Annotated in this window: 17 protein-coding genes; 8 read left to right on the top strand and 9 right to left on the bottom strand. The window is 51.3% G+C overall.

The annotated features are described in order from the left end of the window. Nucleotides 1-16 precede the first annotated feature (16 nt). On the bottom strand, nt 17-2617 hold the full coding sequence (locus tag ACXYMU_RS10410) for a cellulase family glycosylhydrolase (protein WP_458986325.1): 2601 nt from the start codon (nt 2615-2617) through the stop codon (nt 17-19). A gap of 137 nt (nt 2618-2754) precedes the next feature. Then, complete coding sequence (locus tag ACXYMU_RS10405; protein WP_458986324.1) at nt 2755-5586, bottom strand: DUF4961 domain-containing protein; 2832 nt, start codon at nt 5584-5586, stop codon at nt 2755-2757. Nucleotides 5587-6024: 438 nt separating this feature from the next. Here ACXYMU_RS10405 and ACXYMU_RS10400 point away from each other — a divergent pair, with 438 nt between their 5' ends. From ACXYMU_RS10400 to ACXYMU_RS10385, 4 genes are all read left to right on the top strand, one after another. Continuing rightward, the gene (locus ACXYMU_RS10400) at nt 6025-8247 is read left to right on the top strand and encodes a PAS domain-containing sensor histidine kinase (protein ID WP_458986323.1); all 2223 of its coding nucleotides are present in this window, start codon (nt 6025-6027) and stop codon (nt 8245-8247) included. Next, entirely contained in the window at nt 8240-8650 is a 411-nt protein-coding gene (locus ACXYMU_RS10395; RefSeq protein WP_458986322.1) for a response regulator, read from the top strand. Before ACXYMU_RS10400 ends, ACXYMU_RS10395 begins: the two co-directional genes overlap by 8 nt. Before the next feature lie 69 nt (nt 8651-8719). After that, nucleotides 8720-8998, top strand: coding sequence for a GNAT family N-acetyltransferase (locus tag ACXYMU_RS10390; RefSeq protein WP_458986321.1), 279 nt, complete (start codon nt 8720-8722; stop codon nt 8996-8998). Between the two features lie 221 nt (nt 8999-9219). Further along, nucleotides 9220-10881, top strand: coding sequence for a M1 family metallopeptidase (locus ACXYMU_RS10385; RefSeq protein WP_458986320.1), 1662 nt, complete (start codon nt 9220-9222; stop codon nt 10879-10881). 458 nt (nt 10882-11339) lie between these two features. Here the strand turns inward: ACXYMU_RS10385 and ACXYMU_RS10380 are convergent, their stop codons facing one another. Then, nucleotides 11340-12266 carry a mechanosensitive ion channel family protein gene (locus ACXYMU_RS10380; protein WP_458986319.1) on the bottom strand — a complete coding sequence of 309 codons (927 nt, stop codon included), beginning with the start codon at nt 12264-12266 and terminating at the stop codon, nt 11340-11342. Nucleotides 12267-12629: 363 nt separating this feature from the next. Between ACXYMU_RS10380 and ACXYMU_RS10375 the strand changes: the two genes are divergently transcribed. The 3 genes from ACXYMU_RS10375 (at nt 12630) to ACXYMU_RS10365 (ending at nt 16933) form a co-directional block, all read left to right on the top strand. Further along, nucleotides 12630-14045 carry a sugar MFS transporter gene (locus tag ACXYMU_RS10375; RefSeq protein ID WP_458986318.1) on the top strand — a complete coding sequence of 472 codons (1416 nt, stop codon included), beginning with the start codon at nt 12630-12632 and terminating at the stop codon, nt 14043-14045. A 272-nt stretch (nt 14046-14317) separates the two neighbouring features. Beyond that, the gene (locus tag ACXYMU_RS10370) at nt 14318-15223 is read left to right on the top strand and encodes an alpha/beta hydrolase family protein (protein ID WP_458986317.1); all 906 of its coding nucleotides are present in this window, start codon (nt 14318-14320) and stop codon (nt 15221-15223) included. 333 nt (nt 15224-15556) lie between these two features. Beyond that, complete coding sequence (locus tag ACXYMU_RS10365) at nt 15557-16933, top strand: ammonium transporter (RefSeq protein WP_458986316.1); 1377 nt, start codon at nt 15557-15559, stop codon at nt 16931-16933. Nucleotides 16934-17150: 217 nt separating this feature from the next. Here ACXYMU_RS10365 and ACXYMU_RS10360 read toward each other — a convergent pair whose 3' ends face one another. Continuing rightward, entirely contained in the window at nt 17151-17726 is a 576-nt protein-coding gene (locus ACXYMU_RS10360; RefSeq protein ID WP_458986315.1) for a helix-turn-helix domain-containing protein, read from the bottom strand. Between the two features lie 169 nt (nt 17727-17895). Between ACXYMU_RS10360 and ACXYMU_RS10355 the strand changes: the two genes are divergently transcribed. After that, nucleotides 17896-18297 carry a hypothetical protein gene (locus ACXYMU_RS10355; RefSeq protein WP_458986314.1) on the top strand — a complete coding sequence of 134 codons (402 nt, stop codon included), beginning with the start codon at nt 17896-17898 and terminating at the stop codon, nt 18295-18297. Between the two features lie 12 nt (nt 18298-18309). Here ACXYMU_RS10355 and ACXYMU_RS10350 read toward each other — a convergent pair whose 3' ends face one another. The 5 genes from ACXYMU_RS10350 to ACXYMU_RS10330 form a co-directional block, all read right to left on the bottom strand. Then, complete coding sequence (locus ACXYMU_RS10350; protein ID WP_458986313.1) at nt 18310-19179, bottom strand: pirin family protein; 870 nt, start codon at nt 19177-19179, stop codon at nt 18310-18312. Nucleotides 19180-19263: 84 nt separating this feature from the next. Continuing rightward, complete coding sequence (locus ACXYMU_RS10345; RefSeq protein WP_458986312.1) at nt 19264-19920, bottom strand: response regulator; 657 nt, start codon at nt 19918-19920, stop codon at nt 19264-19266. 371 nt (nt 19921-20291) lie between these two features. Then, complete coding sequence (locus tag ACXYMU_RS10340) at nt 20292-20897, bottom strand: hypothetical protein (protein ID WP_458986311.1); 606 nt, start codon at nt 20895-20897, stop codon at nt 20292-20294. 208 nt (nt 20898-21105) lie between these two features. After that, entirely contained in the window at nt 21106-21846 is a 741-nt protein-coding gene (locus tag ACXYMU_RS10335) for a (Fe-S)-binding protein (protein ID WP_458986310.1), read from the bottom strand. Between the two features lie 2 nt (nt 21847-21848). Next, nucleotides 21849-22694 (bottom strand): hydroxymethylglutaryl-CoA lyase, encoded by an 846-nt coding sequence (locus ACXYMU_RS10330; protein ID WP_458986309.1) that lies wholly within the window; start codon nt 22692-22694, stop codon nt 21849-21851. Between the last annotated feature and the right edge of the window lie 9 nt (nt 22695-22703).

Raw genomic sequence — 22703 nt, 5'->3', positions numbered from 1 at the left:
CGTGCTATGGAGTATCTTATTTTGCTTTCTGAAGCCAGATGCTTGCCACTTCCAAGGTATAAGACTTGCCTTTTGCATCCTCCGGTAATCCCTCGCCCACAGTTATCTCCAGTTTTTCAACGTCCTTGAGGTTAAAAGGCGCAGTTTGACCCGGCTTGAACCAGAAAGGATGGAAACCGGGGTATGGGCGGGGCAATAGCATAAAAGCAGCGGGCTTCAGGCTAGTTAACGAAAGCTCGATGTCCCGCATCTCCTCAGTTAATGTAATTGTAGCCGCATGGCCTGCGGCATCCTCGGTAATGAGAGTGATTTTCGCCTGCACCGGACCTGCCTTGGTGGTGCGTGCCCGAATGATCAATTTATCGAAGGAAGCCAATTCGCTCTGGCGGCCTTTCATTTTGTTTGCAACATAGTGTTGCCAGCCCATCACCTCCTGCCCTGCCTTCACTTCGGATGCCAAGCGCAGGCTCAGTTGGCCAGGCTTTTCACTCGCGACCGTTTGGCGCTCGTTGCTGCGCCAGAGGTTAGGGTATACATAGATGTCCTGTTCGTGGGTAGCGTCAAACAGCGGTAGTGCACCCTGCCCGGCTGCCACAAAGGTTTCCCAGGTATCACCGGAAGCCACATAGTCCCAGGCCCACGGATTGCCCTTGTGCCCGCCCGGAAACACCACTGTCGTGCCCGCCTTGGGCTCAACCATGATTCGGTAACGCACCACTCCCGGCGATAATAGGGATGCCGGAAGTTGCGCCTGGTATACATAAGGTTGCACCTGCTGCATTGGCACGGTTTCGTTGCCACCGGACAGGTTTGTGGCCAGCAGTGTCACCTTGGCTGCTGCCTCTGCGCCAACAACCCTGGCAGTAACCGTGGCGGGTTTGCCTGAGGTCACTTCCTGGTAAGGGGTATGGGCCACATATACCTCCTCCTTGCCTGCTGACGGCGCGACAAATTCTGTTAGTTTTATCGTGCCCAAGGCAGCGTCAAAATTCTGTCGGCTGTTTTTGTGGCGGTTGCTTTTTGCGATCAGGTACGTGCCCGGTTTGATACGCACGATGCCGTCTTTAGCAGTGGCCTGATAGCTGTTTCCCTCGTTCATACCTGTTACGGTATAGGCATCACCCAAATCAGGTAAGCTGATTTGCATCGGGTGTTCGTTCCAGGCAATGCGCGAGACAGTCTTATCCGGGGAGGCTTTGGCAAAAGGGTCACGAACAAAAATCGCGTCCGGCATTACCTCCAGGCGCCAGGTGCCATTTCCGAGTTTATCCAGGAAATAGGCGCCCGTGCCATTGTACTTCGCAACAACAGAGGAGCCAACACCGGCAATATGCTCCAGCTTCGAGATATTGGCTGGCTTGGTGCGGGTAGTGCCGGAATAGTAAAACTTCCGGGAAGCATTCATCTCGCTCAGCTGTTCTTTGTAACTCACCCGAAACACATCAAAAACACTGTCTTGAGGATAGGTGCCGTAGCTTTTGCCCCTTGGCAGGGTATGGAACGCCTCGGAGGCGATCATTAAACTTACAGCCTTGGCGGGGGTATAGGCCAGGTTAAGGTAGTGCGTCTGGTACTCGGTGTTGCCGTAGGCGGTAGCCATGGGGTCGTAGGCAAACTGCGTGGCCCACTGAAAGCCCGCTGTCCGGAAACTGCGCGCCATGGCCGGGTACATGATGGGTTGCAGCACATCGCCGGCGTCAAACTCATAAACCATGCGCGCTTTGCTGGCATACTCCGGAATGGTGTCGAACGGAATGCGGTATTGGTCTACGTGCGGCAGGTGATTGCCCTGCAGGGTATGGTTGGCTACCAGGCCGGTGGGGTACCACTGAAAGCTCACGCCGTCGATATTCGCTTTGGCCACGGCATCGGCATAGGTCGGCGACTCACTGATGTTGTAAAAGACAGGTTTGGTCCAGCCGGTGCCGCGCACCACTTGCGCCATGCGGTTTACGAACTCCGTAGCCCGGGCTTTCGGGCCACTGTGCTTGGGCTCGTTGTTGATTTCCATCGCAATAACATCAGGGTCGTTTTGATAGGTGAGCTTGGTGTATGGATTGACGTGCCTGAAAAACTGCGCCAGACAACGCTCTTGGGCCAGGAAAGCTTTCTCCTCGGTAACCGCCTGCTGCTTGTTATAGATACTGGAAAACCCGGCCGTTTTCATGTCCAGTTCCGGATAGCCAGCACCCCAATACGCAATCGGCGTGACCAGTATCTTGATGTTGCGCTCCTTAAGTTTGGAAATCAGATAATCGAACAGGCGCAGGTGCTCGTTGTCGAGGAGGTTGCCCACGGAGTCCGTGATCTCGGTATCCCATACGTGCACCCGGAAAGCATCAATACCCATCCGGGCGAAGTGGTATACATCCTGATCAATGGCTTTTTCCAAGTCTACGTTCAGGGCTTTGTGGGAGCGGAAGCCGTAAGCAAACGGCACGGTGTAGTTTACCCCGAAAAAAGCGGCTTCTTTGTTGTCTTGCTGCCACCGCATTACTCCCTGCTTGTCTACGTATACTCCCTGCCGGGGCATGTGCTGCGCTGGCAGCGAAGAACTAAGGACACTGAAGAGTAAAACGAGTACTAGCTTGCTTAATTGATCTGGCTTGAAATTCATGCTTTCCTGGCTTCAGGCTTTTTTAACAGCTTGCTGCTGCTGCTGTACCTTCAGCGGTATGGTGAATGATAGAATTAAAATATTAGAATTAAAGAGAGCGCCCCCCCTTACCCGTGAGTTATGCCCGCTTTAAGCATTTACTGCGCCAGTTTCACAACTTTCCGGACGCTTTTCTGGTTGCCTTGCGCTACCTGCAGATAGTATAACCCATTGGCCATTTCCTGCCACTGCATGGGTTGTTGCAGCGTCTGCTGGCTCTTTTGGAATTGCTGCGTGCGCAACACACGGCCGGTTACATCCAGCACCTGCACCTGCACCGGGCCACGGTAGCTGCTGTTCAGTTCCAATAGGGTGCTTTGCTGCACAGGGTTCGGGTATACCGATAGCGTGCGGACATCAGCCAACTCTTCCGCGGCATCCAATACCACGCGCTGCCATGGCAGCAGGTTTGGTGTCGGGGCCGGAAGGCGCTCCGTAGTAAAGAGACGGAATTCCCCTGGCTTCAGCACAATATCCTCGCTCACGGCCGTCACAGCCACCTCATCGCCGGTAAAATAATCATACCAGGTGCCGGTGGCCGGGAAGTTGCTGGCAGGCACTTGCCCCTGCACCCCGAAATTACCGATCAGGAACACGTTCATGTTCTGTCCGCGCAAAGTCAGTCGCTTTACCTGTCCGGCATAGTCCAGCTCAAAGTTGCTGGTACTAAAGGCAGGGTGTGTGGTTTTGAGTTTGATCAGCTCGGCATATATCTGGAACAGCTTCTTTCGCTCCGGGTCGGTTTGGTAGTCCCAGCGCACGGGCTTGGCACCTGTACGGCCGTTCTGATCGATGGAGACATCATACCCTAACTCCCCAAACTGCCAGAGCATTTTAGGGCCGGGCACCAACAGGCCAAAGGCAGCTGCCAGCTTGGCACGGTTCAGGGCCGTGGAAAGGCTGCGGGTGTTGTAGCCGCTCTCGGTGCGTCCGTTGTTCAGCACGTCATATATAAGGCGCTCCTCGTCATGGCTCTCCAGGTAACCGATCAGGTGCGGTTGGTCCCAGCCTCTTTTTTTGTAGGATATCCAGGATGGGTCAGCCTCATACCCTTTGGCCAGGGTACGGAAATCGTGGTTGGTATTGCCCCACAGCAGCATGCCATAATTTGCCAGCTCCTTCTCCTCGCGGTTATCCGCAAAATGCTCCAATATCACATAAGCATCGGAGTCGAAAGAACGGATGTGGTCGTAGATGTCTTTCCAGATCTTGACGCGGCTTGGGTCATAACTGCTCCAGCTCTGCACATTCCCGCCTGAGTTGGTCTGCGTAAAACCTTTGGAAAGGTCAAACCGGTAGCCATCGAAGTTATACTCCTCCAGCCAATACTGCGTCACCCGCTTTACGAAATCCTGCGTGGCCGGGCTCTCATGGTTAAAGTCGAAGAACACGCTGAAAGGGTGCGTGGCCTGCTGGTTGAAGAACGGATTGTTGGCCGTCGGTTTGTTCTGATTATAGTCCCAGTACAGGCGCACATAAGGAAACTCGAAATCGGCCTGGTTCAGCACCATGTCCAGGATCACGGCTATACCTGCCTGGTGCGCCGCATCAATAAACGCCTTCAGGTTTTGCTTGGTGCCGTAGGCTTTGTCCGGTGCAAAGTAAAAGATCGGGTTATACCCCCACGAGTCGTTGCCCGAGAATTCCATGATCGGCATTAGCTGAATGGCGTTCACGTTCAGCCTTTTCAAATAAGAAAGCGTGTCGATCAGCGTCTGGTAATTGCGGGTGTCCACGAAGTCGCGGACCAGCAACTCGTAAATTACCAGTTTCTCAGCAGCTGGCGGAGAGAAATCCTTTACTTTCCAGTCGTAAGCCTGCTGGTTGGTCTGCAACACCGACACTATGCCTTTGGCTTTGACAGGGTAAGCTTTCAGGTTCGGGTAATTCGCCGCGGTCAGGTACTTGTCGTTGTTTGGGTCCAGTATCTTCTCGGCATAAGGGTCGGCCACGGCTTCCTCCCCGTTCACCAGGTACTGAAACGCTACCTCCAGCCCTGCCGGCAAGCCTTGCAGTCGCACCCAATAGCGCTTACCGTCCGGGGTGCGGTTCATCAGGGTCGCTTCCGAGGGAATCCAGTTGTTGAATTCGCCAATGGCATAAACAAACTGCTTTTCCGGCGCAAAAAACGACAGCACAACCTCCGTTGGGCTTATATAACTGATGCCGTCTTTTATGCCGGCAGGCAAAGCCAGCACAGCAGGCGTTGGCGCGACCGTGTAATAAAAGGTGTCGCGGGCAATTGCCGCAGCGGCAGTGGCCTCTAGGACAACGGTGTGGCGCTGATTCGGCGTCGCCCCTACATGCAAGGTGTGGGTCAGCGTAGTAGCATTGGTTGCGCGGGCCACCTCGGTGCCATCAACCTTTAGGGTGATGGTAGCCGGCGACGAGGCCGCGGCCTGCACTGGTATGGTAGTGTTGGCTGCCGGGAAAAGCACGCTGCCCGTCGGTTGGTTGAAGGCAGCGGTCAGCCCGTCCGGGTATATTGTCACGAACAGGTCTTCTGTCTGGGCTGAGCCGTTGGCATTTTTCAAAAGAAGCCCGAGCTTGCGGATGGGCGTGCCTGCCGGCACAGCGAAGTACTGTCTCGGCACTAGCTTTATCTCCCAGCGGTTGTTGCCCAGGGAGGTCATCTTGCCAGGCTCGAAAGCTTGTGTCCAGTTGGTTTGCCCCACCGGCTGGTACTGGAAGGCATCTCCGGTCTCGGTTGTGCCCGCCCCGGACCACAGGTATACGCCACTTGTTTTACCTAGCAGCCCGCTCGCCCTAGAGTCTTTGGCTTTTGAAACGTCAAACGTAAGGGTTACCTCCTGGTCCGCTGTCGGGAAAGCAGGTGACGTGGTGACTACCTGCCCGAATACATTGGAGCAGATACAGCATAAGAAGAACAGCAGGAAGAGACTTCCGCCGCGTCGAGTAAAAATAGCCATAAGTAGTTTATTGTGTTTTCAGATGTTCGGTACCCGGCTATGGTGCCAGCTACTGCTTCTCCATACTAATAGGAGCGCAAAAAGGAAAATTCTATCCCTCCTTTTCTCCTTTATTTATACCATTCGCACAACCCGCTTACGAATCTTGAAAAAATACAGCCGCACTAAACAACTGCCCGATGAAGGGTTTGAACCCACTTAGAACGATGAAGCAATCCAAAACCAGTTGCTACGTTGCCTTAAACGCAACAGCGGGATAGACTTTTTACTTATTCCGATCGCATTATGCCCCTATTTAAAATTAAAAATTTAGAGGTGTCCAAACTTGTGCTTAGCTTAGTAGCTTAATTTGTATTTTTGACTTTTAAACGCATTCTGCCAAATAGCATGATTCTACCTTCCTGGTTACTTGGGATGGAGTCTTAATTCAACCTCGTCATGGCGATCCCTAAACCCTCTGCTCCAGTCAAAACCACCCCTTACTCCGCTGCCTTTTACCAGGCCCTGGTGACCAACAGCACCCATTTGATCTCTGTTATCAATAAGGAAGGCGTGTATACCTATGTGGGGGCACCCGTTAAGGCACACCTGGGGTATGAGCAGGAGGAACTGCTGGGGAGGTCGGCCCTGGAGTTTATCCACCCCGACGACTTGCCAAGGGCAGTGGAGGTGCTGCAAATGATAGAGTCTAAGGAGTATATCCAGATGCCCCCTTTCCGGTTTAAGGCAAAGTGCGGCGCGTGGCGCTGGATGCAGAGCAACGTGACAAACATGCTCGGCAATGCGCATGTGCAGGGCATCGTGACGAACTCGAAGGATGTGACAGAGGCTGTTGAGGCAGAAGAGCAGAAAGCAAGGCAACAGGCCTACTACGAGTCCCTTTTTCTCGAACACCCGGAAGCCGTTTTCACTCTTGACAACACCGGTCATTTTCAGCAGACAAACCGCCACATGGAGCAACTGAGTGGCTATACCGAAGCCGAGACATTGGGCCGCCATTACAGTGTGCTGCTGCAAAACGCTGACTTACCGCTGGCAAACAAGGCTTTTCGGAACGTGATAACCGGTGCGGCCCAACAGCTTGAGCTTTCGTTTCTGGACAAAGAGGCGCAGGAGAAAAACCTTTTCCTGACCCTGATCCCGGTGCGCTTAGGCGGTGAAACAGTAGGTGTGCAGGGGATCGCCCAGGATATAACACAAGGCAAAGTTTCGCAGGAGCTACTTTACAAGCAGGCCCTGGAACTACAGAATATCGTGGAGAGCATCCCCGAGCCCTTCGTGGTGCTGGACAATGTATGGCGCATTGAGTACGCCAACACGGCCTATGCCGCTTCTTTGGGGATGAAGATGAGCGCCTTGAACGGCCAGAACATCTGGGATCTGAAACCCGGCTTAAAATACACCGGTTTCTATGCCAAGTGCCAGGAGGTGGCCGCCAGTAAAACCGCCCTGCGCTTCGAGGAAACTTATACGACCAAGGAAGCCACTGAAACGTTCCAGTATAGCATTTTCCCGACCGACAAAGGGCTTGCCGTGCACATCCTGGACAATACCGTTAAAAAAGCCACGCAGCACGAATTCGAGAAGCTTTCCCTGGTAGCCAGCAAATCAACTAACGGCATTGTGATCATGGACAGCCAGTGCCGGATAGAATGGGTGAACGAGGGCTTTAGCCGCCTGACAGGGTATTCGCTGGAGGAGGTGAGGGGACTGGTGCCAAGCATGATCCTGCAGGGCCCGGATTCTGACCCGGAGGTAGGCAAGCGCATCCGCGACAAGTACAGGTCGCAACGGCCATTTTCCGAAGAGATCCTTAATTACCGCAAGAACGGCGAAACGTTCTGGTTCAAGATAGACGTAAACCCAGTGTTTGATGAGCAAGGCGCGCTTGTTAACTACATTGCCATCGAAACCGATATCACAGAAAAGAAGGAGGACGAGAAAAAGCTGACCAAACTGGCCGACGACCTGCTGAAACATAACCGCAACCTGCAGCAGTTTGCTTACGTGGTGTCGCATAACCTGCGGGCCCCGGTGGCCAACGCCATCGGCCTTGCCTCACTGGTCAAGAAGCTGGACAAGCACAGCGATACCTACGACCTTACCATTGACAAACTGCAGGTATCGGTGCAGCAGCTCGACAGCGTGATCAAGGACATCAGCCATATCCTAGCTGTGCGCGATGCCGGTGGGCTGAGTATGCGCAAGCTGGTGAATTTCCGGGAGGTATGCGAGGAGGTGCTCCTCAACTTTGAAGAGCAGTTGCAGGAGTGCCAGACCCACGTAAGCCTGGAGATTGACGGCAGCTTCCAGCTTCTTTCCATCCGGGCCTACCTATACAGTGTGCTTTATAACCTGGTTTCTAACGCCATTAAGTTCAGGAGGCCCGACCGGCCCTTGGCCCTCCGCATCAAAGTGGAGAAGGACAAACGCGGCTTCGTGCTTACCTTCACGGACAATGGCCTTGGAATGGACATGCACGTGGTGGAGCACCAGCTCTTCAAACTCTACAATCGCTTTCACCCGGAGGTGCAGGGCAAAGGGATTGGCCTGTTTCTGGTAAAAACGCAGGTAGAGTCGTTAGGAGGCAAAATTGTGGTGGACAGTGCCCCGCAGGTAGGCACTACTTTTAAAATATTACTGGGGATGAAGCATGTATAGCAAAATAGTGATTGTGGATGATGACGAGGTGAGCACCTTCCTGACGGAGGCAACCTTAGCCGAGGAGAAGTTTGCCGACGCGTATGAGTGCTTTCTGTCCGGTGCAGAGGCCCTGGCCAGCCTTATCCCTATCCTGGAGGGAAAGAGCAGTGCGACAATGCCCGACCTCATCCTGCTGGACTTGAACATGCCCCACGTCAGTGGCTGGGATTTCCTGGACTCGCTGTTGCCCTACGCCAGCAAGCTGCAGCAGGTATGCCGTATTTACATTTTGTCTTCGTCGGTGGATGAGGCAGAAATGGCGCGTGCCCAGGAAAACGAATTGGTCTCCGGGTTTCTGCACAAACCCTTGCTCGACGATAGCATCCAGCTGCTCCGGCAAGCCTGCGATGAAACTGGTTGATTAGGTTTCTGAACGCAGCACCCGAGCGCGCGTATACGTTTGAAACTTCTACTAAACGAAATCACTGAAATGGAGATTATACATGACGAAGAGGACCTGCGCTTTTACGCAATGGTTGGCGGGGATGAAGCAGAATTAACCTACACTTACCCCGAAATTGGGGTGATGGACCTGGACCATACCTTTGTGCCAGAAGACAACAGGGGCAACGGACTAGCCGATGAACTGGTGAAAAACGGCCTGGAGTATGCCAAGTCCAAGAATTACCAGATTGTGCCCTCCTGCCCGGTGGTGGAGGCCTACATCAAGCGCCACCCGGAATACAAGGAACTGGTACAGCCTGAATAAGCAATGCTATTTATAAGAATCAGCAAAAACCGCTGTTCGCCTTACCGGGCTGGCAGCGGTTTTTGCTTTCTGGCTCTTCCCTCCGTTACTCCTTTCCGGCTTCGCCACAAAAGCTGTTTGGCATAGCCGTTGCAATGGCTTACTTTAGCGATGAAAATTGTCTCTAACTATACGGCGGCACTTTCATCGATTTTGTTAAAACAAGCTGCTCTACTCCTCCTATGATTCAGAAATCAACTAAAAAACTGCTTCCCCTCCTGCTGCTTTCTATAGTAGTTATAGCCGGTGGTGCGCACCAGGTGCAGGCGCAGACACAGTTCACACAGCAAGACACGCTGCGCGGCAGCATCACCCCGGAGCGTGCCTGGTGGGACCTCACCTATTACCATCTAAACATCGCTGTAAACCCTGCCGACAGCACCGTGAAAGGGGTAAACACCATCGCTTATAAGGTGCTGGGACCGCAGCAGCGCATGCAAATAGACCTGCAACCACCTATGCGTCTTGAGAAGGTCATGCAGCGCGGCCAACAGTTACAAGTACAGCAAAACGGAAACGCATATTTTGTGCAGTTGCCCCCACAGCGCATAGGCCAACACGACAGCGTACAGGTATACTATGGGGGAAAGCCCCAGGTAAGCCAGAACCCGCCCTGGAGCGGCGGCCTGACGTGGCGAAAAGACAGCAAGGGCAAGCCTTTCGTCGCTACTTCGTGCCAGGGAGACGGAGCAAGCCTTTGGTGGCCCTGCAAAGACCACATGTATGACGAGCCAGACAGCATGAAAATAAGCGTGCGGGTGCCAGAAGGTTTAATGGACGTATCCAACGGGCGACTGCTTGGTACTACCAAACATCCGGACGGGTCCAACACTTTCCATTGGTTCGTGAGCAACCCCATCAACAGCTACGGTGTGAACGTGAACCTGGCTGACTATGTGCATTTCGGCGAAAAATACGCAGGAGAAAAAGGCACGTTGGACTGCGACTATTATGTACTGCCCGAAAACCTGGAGAAAGCCAGAAAACAATTCAAAGACGTGCCGCGCATGCTCCAGGCATTTGAGCATTGGTTTGGCCCTTACCCGTTTTATGAGGACAGTTACAAACTGGTAGAGGTGCCATACCTGGGTATGGAGCACCAAAGCTCGGTGACTTACGGGAACGGGTACCAAAACGGCTACAAGGGCCGCGACCTTAGCAGCACTGGCTGGGGCAAGAAGTTCGATTATATTATCATCCATGAATCGGGCCACGAGTGGTTCGCCAACAACATCACGTACCAGGACATTGCCGACATGTGGATTCACGAGAGCTTCACTACCTATTCCGAAAACCTTTTCCTGGATTATCATTACGGCAAAGAGGCCGCTGCTGACTACGTGATTGGTCAGCGGAAACTGGTGCGCAACGACGAGCCCATTATTGGGCACTACAGCGTAAACCACAGTGGCTCCGGCGACATGTACTTTAAAGGGGCCAACATGCTGCATACCCTACGCCAGCTTGTGCAGGACGATGCAAAATGGCGCAGCATCCTGCGCGGCCTCAACAAGGACTTCTATCACCAGACGGTGACCACTGCCCAGATCGAAAACTACCTGAGCGAGCACATAGGCCGTAACCTTACCCCTGTTTTCGATCAGTACCTGCGCGATGTGCGCATCCCTGAATTAGCGTACTATACCGATGGCAAGCAGTTATACTACCGTTGGGCTAATAGCGTGGCGGATTTTGACATGCCCGTGAAAGTGCGCCTGGACGGCAAGGAAAAATGGCTGGAGCCAACCACCAAATGGCAGCACCTGCCAGGCGTTGGCAAAAAAACCAAGCTGGAAGTAGACCGCAACTTTTACGTGCAGGCTTCACAGCAAGCATCTCGTTAAATCTATACCTCAAACGGCTGCATGCCAAAGGATCATTGGCTTAACTTATGCATGCTTGCGATGAGTGGATTTTATGCTTGAGCGGATGAATAAAGCACTATTTTAAAGGGATTTATACGTAAAGAATGCCTTTCGCCTGGTAATCAGGGGTAGGCACGCGTATAGTGTAAAAGGCTTGTATTATGCTGGTTGCGTTGTAGATTTTGGTTGGTTTAATTCTTTTGTCAGTCAACCCAATAACAGCGAACGTACAGGCACTTGTTTAATTGATAAGAGAGGGGCATCACAAATGGGTGCTTGTGGTTCCCCTCCTTTTACAGCTTCAGACACCTTGCGGTGTGTCGAAAATTTTCCCTTAAAAAGCCCTTCTCGCTACTTCCCTCCCTATCAGGCAACTTTTATATCGGCCTGGGGCAGGACGGTATACCCCATTCATTTCTCGCTAATTTTAATCTTTGTTATGTCACAGGAGGTATCGGCGTGTCTATTTTTATACCATCGGAACTTCTGTAGAAACGCGTGGTTGGATGGGCAAACTGTATGTTGGGCGTTGCCAGAAACTGGGTCAGTACATCCTCCCAGATTTGGTGGGTGCTCTGCCTGCGCCGTACCAGGGCACACAGGTAGCGCAGCGTAAACTGTATACCGTGCTCGTTGGCGGTTGTGTATACTATGGGCTGTAAATCCTCATAGAAGATAAGGTGCCGCTGCGATTGCCGTTTCACCTGTTGCTGCGCCTTCTCGCTGAGCTGTTCTGCATGGCGCTGCACAATCTCTTCCAGTAGTTGCTTGGCATGCCGCCAGTTGCTCTCGAATGTGATGCAGACGGGTATTTCGTGCCATACAAACGGGAAACCGTAGTTGTAATTGGCCAAGGGCACCGTAAACAACCGGGAGTTTGGCACGTGCACTGTCCGGCCGGTGGCCTGATCGGCATCTACCCAGCCCCTGATCTCGTTCAGCGTGAACTGGAACAGCCCAATGTCGATCACATCGCCAGCCACCTCGCCGATCTGTATCCGGTCCCCGATGCGAAGGGGCCGCTTCCAGAGCACGAACAGCCACCCTGCCATGTTCAGGAGAGGCTCGCGCAAAGCCAGCACCAATCCAGCTGACAACAGGCCTAAAAACGTAGCGATCGACTCAAAGCCATTGAACCACACATTGGAGAGCAATAAAATTGCTAAGCCCGTCGCAACGTAGTTTGTGAACCGCCGCCATTGGTACTGCTTCCGAAGATCCTGCTCCCGTTTAAAAATCGCCCACAAGAACAGCTTGGCCAACACGAACAGAACTGTTATTACAAGCAGGGAATAGAGCAGGTCCCCGTAAAATTCGGACGACAAACCCGTGGTGCTCTCCAGCCATTGTTTTAATTTGTGCATCACACTGTTTTAGCCTCTGCTTACGAAAATTCTGCCAATTAATGTTCCGGCTAAAGTGCGGACTCACCAGGGTTTCATTCCGATAAAAGCAATAATCAGCGATTGGAGGTCTATAATTGGTAATTCTGCTATAAAGCATTTAAATTGAGCCCGAATCTGCAGGGAAGAGAATTGTGTGGTTAAAGGGAGGGCTCACTTCGCTTGATTTCCAACAAAATATTACCATTTAAAACCTGTAGCCAGACAGGTACTTTGTGAAGCAGCCATCGAGCAAATATGGCGCTGTGAACATGTAACTTGTTTGCAGCATTAGACAGAATTACGAAACGCAATTATACACTCTAAAATCATTAGCTAATTATTATGGCCGGAATCACGCAACAAGCCCAAAAGGAATACACCGCCGCACCCGCGCGCAACTACGGCGGCCCTTTGGTGATCGTAACCATCCTGTTCTTTATGTGGGGCTTTATCACCTGCATGAACGACATCCTCATTCCAAAGCTTCAGTTGGTCTTTACGCTGAACAACCTGCAGGCAATGCTGATCCAGACGGCATTTTTCGGGGCCTATTTTATCGTTTCGCTGCTTTACTTCGTTTTTTCGATTACCAAAGGCGACCCTATTCAGAAAATAGGGTATAAAAACGGTATTATCATCGGCTTGATAGTAGCTGCCATCGGGTGTGCTCTTTTCTTACCGGCAGCCAGCCTGCTGAGCTACAATTTCTTCCTGTTGGCGCTATTCATCCTGGCTTCGGGCATCACCATCCTTCAGATTGCCGCGAACCCCTATGTGGCCGTGCTCGGCCCTCCGGAGGGAGCTGCCAGCCGCCTGAACATGACGCAGGCCCTGAACTCCCTGGGCACCACGGTAGCGCCTATTATTGGGGGCTACCTGATTTTTGAAGGCGTAAACGCAGCGCAGGGAAACTCCGCAGACTCCGTTAAACTGCCTTACCTTGGGTTGGCTGGTGCGTTGCTGGCCATCGCCGTCCTGATTAAATTAGCAAAGCTCCCGCGCATCCAGAGTGATGGGGACGAATTAGCGGCGCCGGGCGCGGGTGCCCTGAAGTACCGCCACCTGGTGCTGGGTATCGTTTGTATCTTTATGTATGTGGGTGGCGAGGTAGCCATCGGCAGTATGCTCATCAACTTTTTCAGGCTCCCGCACATTGCTGGCCTGGACGAGACAGAGGCAGGACATTACCTGGCCTTTTACTGGGGCGGTGCCATGGTGGGTCGTTTCTTTGGTGCTGTGGCTTTGGCGCAGTTTAACAAAACCAGCAACAAGTACTTGATTATCGGCCTGATTGCCGCAGTGGCTTTTGTGGTGATGTTCTCGGTATACGGACTGACAGAGGCGCTTATTGCCCTCGGCCTGATTGCCCTGAACTTCGTTGTGCTGCTGCTGGGTAAGTTTATACCAAGCCGCACGTTGGGCTTCTTCGCGACTGCCGTTATCGGACTGCTGCTGCTGACTACCTTTGCTGAGGGCTCTGTGGCGATGTGGTCTGTAATAGCCATTGGCTTATTCAACTCCATCATGTTCCCAACTATCTTCACCCTAGCTATTGAAGGATTAGGTATAAATACCAGCCAAGGCTCTTCGCTGCTGGTAATGGCTATTGTAGGGGGCGCCATTATACCGCCGCTGCAAGGCCTGGTAGCCGACGTGACGGGTAACTTACAGCTGTCTTTCCTGGTACCGATGTTATGCTATGCGTATATTATGTACTATGGCTTTTTCGGATCGAAAATAACGCAGAAAACAGCATAGCTTCAGCTTTGAGTATTGCAGAAATGGGTAGTCAGGCATGCGCTGGCTACCCTTTTTCTTTTGCTAGGAACAACTCTTGAATGGAATGGCAAGACATAGGGATTTAACCCTAAAGGTAAGCTGCGGGTTAGCGAAACCAGCGGCGGACTTGTTTGCCCTCAGGGATACCATCACCTAAAGCGCCTAAAAGGAGACTGAAACAGCCTTAAAATAAACAGGTATCAGAAAGCCTTAAATGCTATTTTTGCAATCTATACCTTAGCTCAGGCTTCATGAATCTTCGAATCTTCCTCCTCACTATCACGCTACTAACTGTCATCATGCCTACCAGCAACGCCCAGCAACAGCCCCAAAAACTCATCACCTGGCAACAGATAGCAGACCTGCCAGTGCCACAACCCGATCAAGTGGTGGCATACGGTCCGGATTCGCTGCAGTTCGGCGAGTTACGTTTGCCTTCAGGTCAGGGTCCTTTTCCGGTGGTAGTGGTGGTGCACGGGGGGTGCTGGCTTTCTGCATACGACCGCACGTACATGGCCCACCTGAGCCAGGCGCTCACCACAAATGGCTATGCCACCTGGAACCTCGAGTTCAGGCGCGTGGGCGATGTGGGCGGCGGCTGGCCCGGCACTTTTCTGGATGTGGCACAGGGCACTGACTATGTCCGGGAACTGGCAAAAAACTATCCATTGGATAAAAAAAATGTAGTGGTGCTGGGGCATTCAGCCGGCGGACACCTGGGTTTATGGTTGGCAGCCCGGCACAATCTGCCTCGCACAAGCCCGTTATACATCAAAAAACCACTGAAGCTGAAAGGTGTGGTATCGTTGGCAGGCATAACCGACCTTGCTACCTATAGCCAGCAAGCAGGGAGTTGCAACAGCGCCGTACCGCAGTTAATGGAAGGCATGCCTTCGGAACAGGCTGCCCGATATGCCGATGGTTCCCCTATTCAATTACTTCCGCTTAAGGCCCTAACAAGGCTGATACAAGGCGCCTTAGACCCGATTGTACCTGTCAGTCAGAGCAGTGACTTTGTAGAGAAAGCCAGAAAACATGGGGATGACGCAGCGCTGATAGTATTGCCCAACGCAGGCCACTTCGATCTGGTGGCGCCACAATCGCCTGTACAAGCGCAAGTATTGCAGGAAGTGCGCTTGCTTTTTCAATCGAGGTAATTCCCTCCTCACATTTCTCAGTTTTAAATGGCCCTCCTTACGTGTAGCAGGGCCATTTTAGTTAATATCCCGCCTTTCATTGGTTCTCAAACCAATATACTTAACATAATTAATGCACTTTATATTTTTAGATGTGTAGTATACTATAATTAATTGATCGTACCCAAACAACTCTTAAATATTTTTTTTAAACCTAAAAGGGTATTTAATTAAAAAAATATCAATCAAAACTTTACATTAAATTGATTTTAGCAATAAATTAGAGGTTTAAATAACTATCCGAAAACAAACTAGTGCCGATTATAACTTTCTTGTTTCAACATTTATTTTCCCATGACCAAAGAATTATCTAAAATCCCTTTTCTGCTGCTGTTTCTAGTTGTGTGCTTAACATTTATAGTACCCTCGCTGCCGAGTGCTGAAAGCACTGCCGACATAGATGGCGCAGACACAGCCTGGATGCTGACAGCTACTGCTTTGGTTTTGATCATGACGCCGGGCCTTGCCTTCTTCTATGGCGGTATGGTGCGCAAGAAACATGTGCTGTCCACCATGTTGCAGAGCTTTATCTGTATGGCAATCGTAACCGTTATTTGGATCGTATTTGGTTTCAGCCTGGCTTTCGGCGATTCATTTGGCGGCATCATCGGTAACCCTGCCACCTTCTTTATGATGCGTGGCGTGATCGATGGCGCCCCCTGGCCTTCAGCCCCTACCATTCCGTTGCTGCTTTTTGCCATGTTCCAGCTGAAGTTCGCAATCATAACCCCCGCCCTTATCACAGGGGCATTTGCAGAGCGCATTCGCTTTATCTCCTATACCGTTTTTATCGGCCTTTTTTTCGTGTTCATCTACGCACCGTTGGCGCACGCTACCTGGCACCCGGACGGTTTGCTGCTCAAATTCGGCGTGCTTGACTTCGCAGGGGGAACGGTGGTGCACATGTCAGCGGGGTGGGCGGCCCTGGCTTCTGCCATATACCTGAAACGCCGCCACGATGCCAGCCACCACAAACCAGCGCACATTCCATACGTATTGCTCGGCACAGGGCTTTTGTGGTTTGGCTGGTTTGGGTTTAATGCGGGCTCTGCCATGGGGGCAAACTCACTTGCCGTGGTTGCACTGGCCACTACTACCACAGCCTCTGCCGCTGCGGCGCTTGCCTGGATATTTTTTGATGCCGTGAAAGGCCGCAAGCCCTCTGTGATGGGCACTTGTATAGGCGCTGTTGTTGGGCTGGTGGCTGTAACACCAGCTGCTGGCTTCATAACCATTCCGCATTCCCTGGCCATTGGTGCCATCGCGGCCGTAATCAGCAACCTGGTCGTTGACTGGCGCACCCGCACATCCCTGGACGACACCCTGGATGTTTTCCCTTGCCACGGTGTGGGCGGTATGGTAGGCATGCTACTGACAGGTGTATTCGCCTCGCAGGCCATTAACCCAGCCAACGAAACAGGGAACGGGTTGATCTTCGGAGAAACAAAGCTTTTCCTTGTGCACCTGGCTGCCCTGATCATAGTATCTATTTTTGCATTTTTCGGCTCTTGGGTTCTGCTCAAGATCACAGACATGATCTCCCCGCTTCGGGTGACACAGGGAGAGGAAATCACCGGCCTTGACATTAGCCAACATGATGAGAGCCTGGATGAAACCGAGGAACACACTAGTGCATCAAGTGTTTCACAGAAAGAACTGGCTACCCTGTAAGGCAGTCCGTATAAGAAAGTCCCTTTTTAGTTTATAGTTTAATTCCTTGCCCACACTTGCAGCGTTTAATCGTTAGCAGGTGTGGGTTTTTCTTTGATTAACCTAAGTGCAGTAACAAGCAACTGATAGCTCAATCATAAAAACGTTACTCGTTCTCTACTGAAGCTGCGAACAAAGCTTATAGATAGAATATAGCCGGATTGGCCAAAGCAACGCATCATTCATGAACTTTATCAATGGTTTTGCGCTTTTCGGTTTTAAGCTGCTTAAAGTGGCTTGGGGTAAGGCCAGTTATTTTCTTGAACTGGTTGGAGAGGTGTGCCACGCTGCTATACCCTAGCGTATAGGCAATTTCCTTCAAGCTAAGTTCATTGTAAACAAGCAGTTCTTTCGCCCGTTCGATGCGCTGCAAAATCAGGAATTTCTCGATGGTGAGGCCTTCAAGAGTAGAGAAAAGCTTACTTAGGTAATTATAATCGACACCGATTTTGGTTGAGAGGTAGTCAGACATGTTTGTTGTGAACTCAACCTCCGCTTTTTGGTGAATCAACTCAATGATGGCTACCTTCACCTGCTCAATCAATTTCGTTTTGCGGTCATCTAGCAATTCAAAACCATTGGCCAATAATGTTTCTTGTATGGCATGCATGTGCGGAGTGGTGGGCGCAGCGATTTCCACTTCGCCCAGCTTAACCTGCAGCACCTGTATCCCTAGTTTTGAGATTTCATCAGCAACCACTTTTTTACAGCGGTCGCAAACCATGTTTTTTACATATAACGTGATGCTATCCATTCAGTATAAATAAAAAGGTTATATTCTTGTTATGGCAAAACGAATACTGCAACTAATTGCAGCCCCCATAACAGGGGCTATAACCAGCGTTTTACAGAAAAGTTAATTCTGTTGAAAGCCAATAGTCCTCCAAATTTAGCTAAATTGGCTATTCACTACACTTAATATTATGCCCTTGGACGTGCAACACTTCCTGTACATTTCCTTGGACGAGGAAAATAAATTACTGCATATCAAGTGGCTACGCCCAGTGAGCAGTGAGGAGTACCGGGCGGGTATTCTCTACTCCAAACAACTCGTCTTAGAAAAGCGCATTGAGCGTTGGCTTATTGACTCCCGAAAACTGGATCATATCCTGTTTTCGGACCAGCAATGGATCAAGCGCGAAGTAGCTGTCGGCGTTCGGGAATCTGCTTTACGGAGGCTGGCCCGAGTTTTAAGAGATGATGTATTTAATTATATTTCCTTTGAGAACATGCTTCAGCACATTACCGAGGAACATGGCGCGCCAGTAGAGATCGGACAGTTTTCCTCAGAAGATGCCGCCCTGGACTGGCTATCCATGGATTAGCTCGACTTTAACTCAGTCCTCTATCAGTATTCCCATCTTCCCCTGCCGGTAGTCGCGCATGGCCTGCAAAATCTCTGTTTGGCTGTTCATCACAAACGGCCCCTGCGACACAACGGGTTCTTTGAGCGGCAGGCCTGCCAGCAAAAGCAATTCTGTGGGCTTCCTGGCCGTGAGCGTACAACCCGCCCCATCCAGGTTAAATAGCACAAGTTGGTGCCGTTCTACCGGGCCATACCCTTCCAGGTTTACCTCTCCGCCCAGCACATACAGAAAGGCATTAAAATCTTCGGGTATCGGGAAGCTGTAAGTAGCCTCCGGCTCCATCTGTATGCGCAGGGCCAGAATGGGCGTGGGCGGCTTAATCGGTCCCTGCACATCGTTTAGCTGGCCAGCCACAACTTTTACGGTGATGCGGCCTCCCTCCAAAGCCAAAACCGGTGTATCCTCAGCCTGTAAGGGGATATACTGGGGCTGATTCATCTTATGTGCTTTGGGCAGGTTCACCCAGAGCTGTATGATTTCCTGTACCCCCCCTTGCGCTTCGATGTCGGCGGGAGGCCGCTCGCTGTGCACAATACCGCTGCCCGCCTGCATCCATTGGGTGCCCCCGGCATACACAACGCTGTTGTTGCCCCGCGAGTCACGGTGGTGCACACCGCCTTTATAGATAAACGTTACAGGAGAAAAACCACGGTGCGGGTGCGGTGCGACACCAGAGTGGTGCGGGACGATGCCCTTTGGGAGTTCCTGCTCGATGTGGTGCAGTAGCAGAAAGGGATCGATTGTTTCAACCTGCTGTGTCGGGAACGGCTGCCGCACCGGCATTCCTCCCATGTCTACCAACTCTGCATGTAAAAGCCGCTGTACGGTTCGATTTTTCATAGCTCTAAATCAATAGAAAATGTTACTATTGAATATACGAATCGAACAGGATTTGTATTACCCGACTGTACAGGACTACAGGCTTTAAGAGACAATGCCCTGCAGCACGGCAAACTTGATAAGCGCAGCAGTATTACGGGTATTGGTTTTCTCGAGCAGGTTTTGCCGGTGCGTCTCGATGGTGCGCTTGCTGGTAAAGAGTTTCTCGGATATCTCGACGTTGGTATAGCCCTCTGATATAAGTTGGAGCACCTCCTTTTCGCGGCCCGAGAGGTCTTTTGGCAGTAATTTTAGTTCAGGTAGAGTAGCCAGGGCAGCAGTAGCGCGGCTATTTTTGTAAAGGAGGTCCATGGTAAGGGATGGGCTGATGTATGGCACTCCGGATACAACCAATTGCAGGGCCACAACTAATTCCTGTTTTCCTGTGTTTTTAAGAAGGTAACCATCTGCCCCAGCCTGCATCATACGCTGCATGTAGTGGTGCCCGTCAAACATGGTCAGGATAAGCACTTTCACATGCGGGTATTGCTCCTTCACGGCTTTTAGAGTTTCGAAGCCGTCCATTTCAGGCATATGGATATCCAGCAAAACCACATCGGTGCTAACACTTTGCATAAGCGTTAATAACTCCACACCATTAGCGGCCTGTCCGGCAATTAGTATCTCCTCGCTGCCGGCAAACAACGCTATAACACCTTCTCTAAATAATTTGTGATCATCCGTAAGGATTGTTCTGACCATACTACCTGATTGATAATTAAGTTTGCAGTAATAGATTCGGGTTGATGCCCGGATGCACCTAAACACTTTTTTATATGCGTTTGAAAATCAACTTCTAAGAGGGTTTAATAGAAACCCGCTTTAAAAGTCAATGCGTTAGGGGAGCATACATCAAATAAAGATAAATGTTAATATTAGCTAATATTAAGCCTGCTTGGCACAATCCGTAAAAACCGGAAGCTTTTAAGTATTTGTAGCAGATTTCAACGGAGCATTTGCTCCCATGGCTTACTAAAACAGTTTTCCTGTCCTTTGAGGATCCGCAATGACAGCAAAAATAAAGCGCAGCAACCTTTCGAGTTGCTGCGCTTTGTTTTACTAGGCGGTATAGACTAATAATTCGGGTCTCGGTTCGAATATCCTCCCCTGTCAGAATTAGCGCCATACCTCTCCCGGTAATTCCGCTGTGCGTGATCTTCTCTATCCCTGTCATTATCCTCCCTGTTATGCTGAGGGGTATAATGATGCCCTTCCCGGCCATAACCAAAAGCGCTGTTGCCGTGGTTTGACTGATGTTGCCCCTCGTGCACGTTAAAACCTCCACTCAGGCGGCCGCTACCATAGCCTTGTTGCTGCTGCGCGTAACGTTCGCGCTGCATGTCGCTGCCTCTGTCGTAGTATTCGTCTCTGTTGGAAAAACTCGGGTAGCCATACCCCTGTCGGATATCGTCCAGGGTATGCCTGTCGCCTCTGATATTCTGGTAATACCGGCGCTCCATGGCATCGTCCCGTTGCCGGTAGTTTTCAGCGCGGCGGTTACCCGCGTCGATTTCATAGCTGGAGTCTTCATAGAATTTATCTTCTCTGTCGCGAGGGTGGCTGCTGTGGTAATGGCGCTCGAACTGCTGCTTCAGTTCGTGTGGCCCCCGTCGTTCATGTCGGTCCGGATGGTTATACCCTTCCGGGTCATGCTGGTGCTCAAAATAGTCTGCTCTCATAGGTTTCAGGCTTATAAATTCAAAAAATGCTTCTTTACACATAAACGCATGACCAAAACCATCGGTTATCCCTCACTCCGTTTACCTAACCTATTTTGAATCCTACCGGAACAGCCGCTACTAGCGACCCCCAAAAAAAGGAGGCCAACACATTACGTGCTGGCCTCCTTTTTTAATAATTATTCTAAGGCGTTGCTTAAACCGAGAATTACCAGCCACTTGCCAGCACATCGGCAATGTGCATGGTTTTGATCGGTTTGTTTTGCTTTTGGATGTATGCCTCCAGATGCATCAGGCAACTGCTGTCCGTCGAGACGATGTACTCTGCCCCTGTAGCGATTGCGTTTTCTACTTTCTGCTCGGCCATCGCCGTAGAGATCGCCTCGAATTTAACGGCAAAGGTGCCGCCAAAGCCACAGCAGGTTTCATTGTCTTCCATTTCCACCATTTCCAGGCCAGCCACGTTGCTGAGCAGCGCACGCGGGCCCTCTTTGATGCCGCACTCCCGCAAGCCGCTGCAGGAATCGTGATAGGTGAAACGGCCGGACAGGGCAGCACCCGGTATGTCTGTTACCCCCAGCACATCGGTCAGGAACTCCGTCAGTTCATACACCTTCTTCTGCATCGAGCGGTACTTCACCAATTTAGAAGATTTCACGAAGATGTCCTGGTAAGCATTGCGCACCATGCCCACACAAGAGGCCGATGGTGCTACGATGTAATTAGAGGTCTCATTCGAAAAATCGTCCAGGAACTTGGTGGCCACCTCCCTTGCTTCGTCAAAAAAGCCCGCATTAAAAGCAGGCTGCCCGCAACAGGTTTGGTTGGGGTTATAATTAACCTCGCAGCCCACTTTCTCCAGCACTTTTACCATGTTCATGCCTGTCTCCGGGAAGAGTTGGTCCACAAAGCACGGTATAAAAATATCTACTATAATTCTTCTAGCCATAATCAGGAAAATACAGTCACCGATTGCGCCAGTGCGGCGGCAAACGCTGCTTTGTTGAGGTTCAAATTTAAACCAATATTTTCGAAGTAAGCGATCAAATTTTCAGTTGCCATGTTGCCCGTCAGCTGGTTCGTAGCCATTGGGCACCCGCCATATCCCCGGATAGCGCCATCAAAGCGGCGGCAACCCGCTTTATACGCAGCATCCACTTTTTCGTGCCAGGTAGTGGGGGTGGTATGGAGGTGCGCCCCGAACTCTATGTCCTTGAACGCTGGAATGAGGTGGCCGAAAAGATAAGTGATGTTCTCAGGGTTAGAGACCCCCACAGTGTCAGACAGCGAGATGATCTTTACACCTAACTTGTGTAGTCGCTCCACAAAGCGGATCACGGTGTCTGCATCCCAGGGGTCGTTGTACGGGTTGCCGAAGCCCATAGAGATATAGGTGACAAGCGTCTTGTGGTGGTTCTGGCAGATCTCCTGGATATGGCCGAGCTGCTCCATGGCCTCAGCAATGCTCTTGTTTGTGTTGCGCTGCTGAAAGGTTTCGGACACCGACAGCGGGAAGCCCAGGTAGCTGATCTGCTCATGCTGGGCGGCGTCCTCGGCACCGCGCACGTTCGCCACAATGGCCAGTAATTTTGAGGTGCTTTTCTCCAGGTTAAGGTTGGCCAGCACCTCGGCGGTATCACTCATCTGGGGTATGGCCTTCGGCGACACAAAGCTGCCGAAGTCAATGGTATCGAAGCCTACCTCCAGCAACTGGTTAATGTAGGCAATCTTCGTTTCTGTCGGGATAAAGGCTTCTATGCCTTGCATGGCATCCCGTGGGCACTCGATTATTTTCATGGTTCCTGT

Source organism: Pontibacter sp. CAU 1760 (assembly GCF_054482735.1).
This window is presented reverse-complemented; position numbering and strand designations above follow the sequence as displayed.

Bases quoted from the DNA above. Each gene is read 5' to 3' on its own strand.
- ACXYMU_RS10380 (WP_458986319.1), bottom strand. From the start codon at position 12,266: ATGCACAAATTAAAACAATGGCTGGAGAGCACCACGGGTTTGTCGTCC.
- ACXYMU_RS10345 (WP_458986312.1), bottom strand. From the start codon at position 19,920: ATGGTCAGAACAATCCTTACGGATGATCACAAATTATTTAGAGAAGGT.
- ACXYMU_RS10355 (WP_458986314.1), top strand. From the start codon at position 17,896: ATGCCCTTGGACGTGCAACACTTCCTGTACATTTCCTTGGACGAGGAA.
- ACXYMU_RS10340 (WP_458986311.1), bottom strand. From the start codon at position 20,897: ATGAGAGCAGACTATTTTGAGCACCAGCATGACCCGGAAGGGTATAAC.
- ACXYMU_RS10370 (WP_458986317.1), top strand. From the start codon at position 14,318: ATGAATCTTCGAATCTTCCTCCTCACTATCACGCTACTAACTGTCATC.
- ACXYMU_RS10410 (WP_458986325.1), bottom strand. From the start codon at position 2,617: ATGAATTTCAAGCCAGATCAATTAAGCAAGCTAGTACTCGTTTTACTC.
- ACXYMU_RS10400 (WP_458986323.1), top strand. From the start codon at position 6,025: ATGGCGATCCCTAAACCCTCTGCTCCAGTCAAAACCACCCCTTACTCC.
- ACXYMU_RS10350 (WP_458986313.1), bottom strand. From the start codon at position 19,179: ATGAAAAATCGAACCGTACAGCGGCTTTTACATGCAGAGTTGGTAGAC.
- ACXYMU_RS10375 (WP_458986318.1), top strand. From the start codon at position 12,630: ATGGCCGGAATCACGCAACAAGCCCAAAAGGAATACACCGCCGCACCC.
- ACXYMU_RS10335 (WP_458986310.1), bottom strand. From the start codon at position 21,846: ATGGCTAGAAGAATTATAGTAGATATTTTTATACCGTGCTTTGTGGAC.
- ACXYMU_RS10390 (WP_458986321.1), top strand. From the start codon at position 8,720: ATGGAGATTATACATGACGAAGAGGACCTGCGCTTTTACGCAATGGTT.
- ACXYMU_RS10330 (WP_458986309.1), bottom strand. From the start codon at position 22,694: ATGAAAATAATCGAGTGCCCACGGGATGCCATGCAAGGCATAGAAGCC.
- ACXYMU_RS10385 (WP_458986320.1), top strand. From the start codon at position 9,220: ATGATTCAGAAATCAACTAAAAAACTGCTTCCCCTCCTGCTGCTTTCT.
- ACXYMU_RS10405 (WP_458986324.1), bottom strand. From the start codon at position 5,586: ATGGCTATTTTTACTCGACGCGGCGGAAGTCTCTTCCTGCTGTTCTTC.
- ACXYMU_RS10365 (WP_458986316.1), top strand. From the start codon at position 15,557: ATGACCAAAGAATTATCTAAAATCCCTTTTCTGCTGCTGTTTCTAGTT.
- ACXYMU_RS10360 (WP_458986315.1), bottom strand. From the start codon at position 17,726: ATGGATAGCATCACGTTATATGTAAAAAACATGGTTTGCGACCGCTGT.
- ACXYMU_RS10395 (WP_458986322.1), top strand. From the start codon at position 8,240: ATGTATAGCAAAATAGTGATTGTGGATGATGACGAGGTGAGCACCTTC.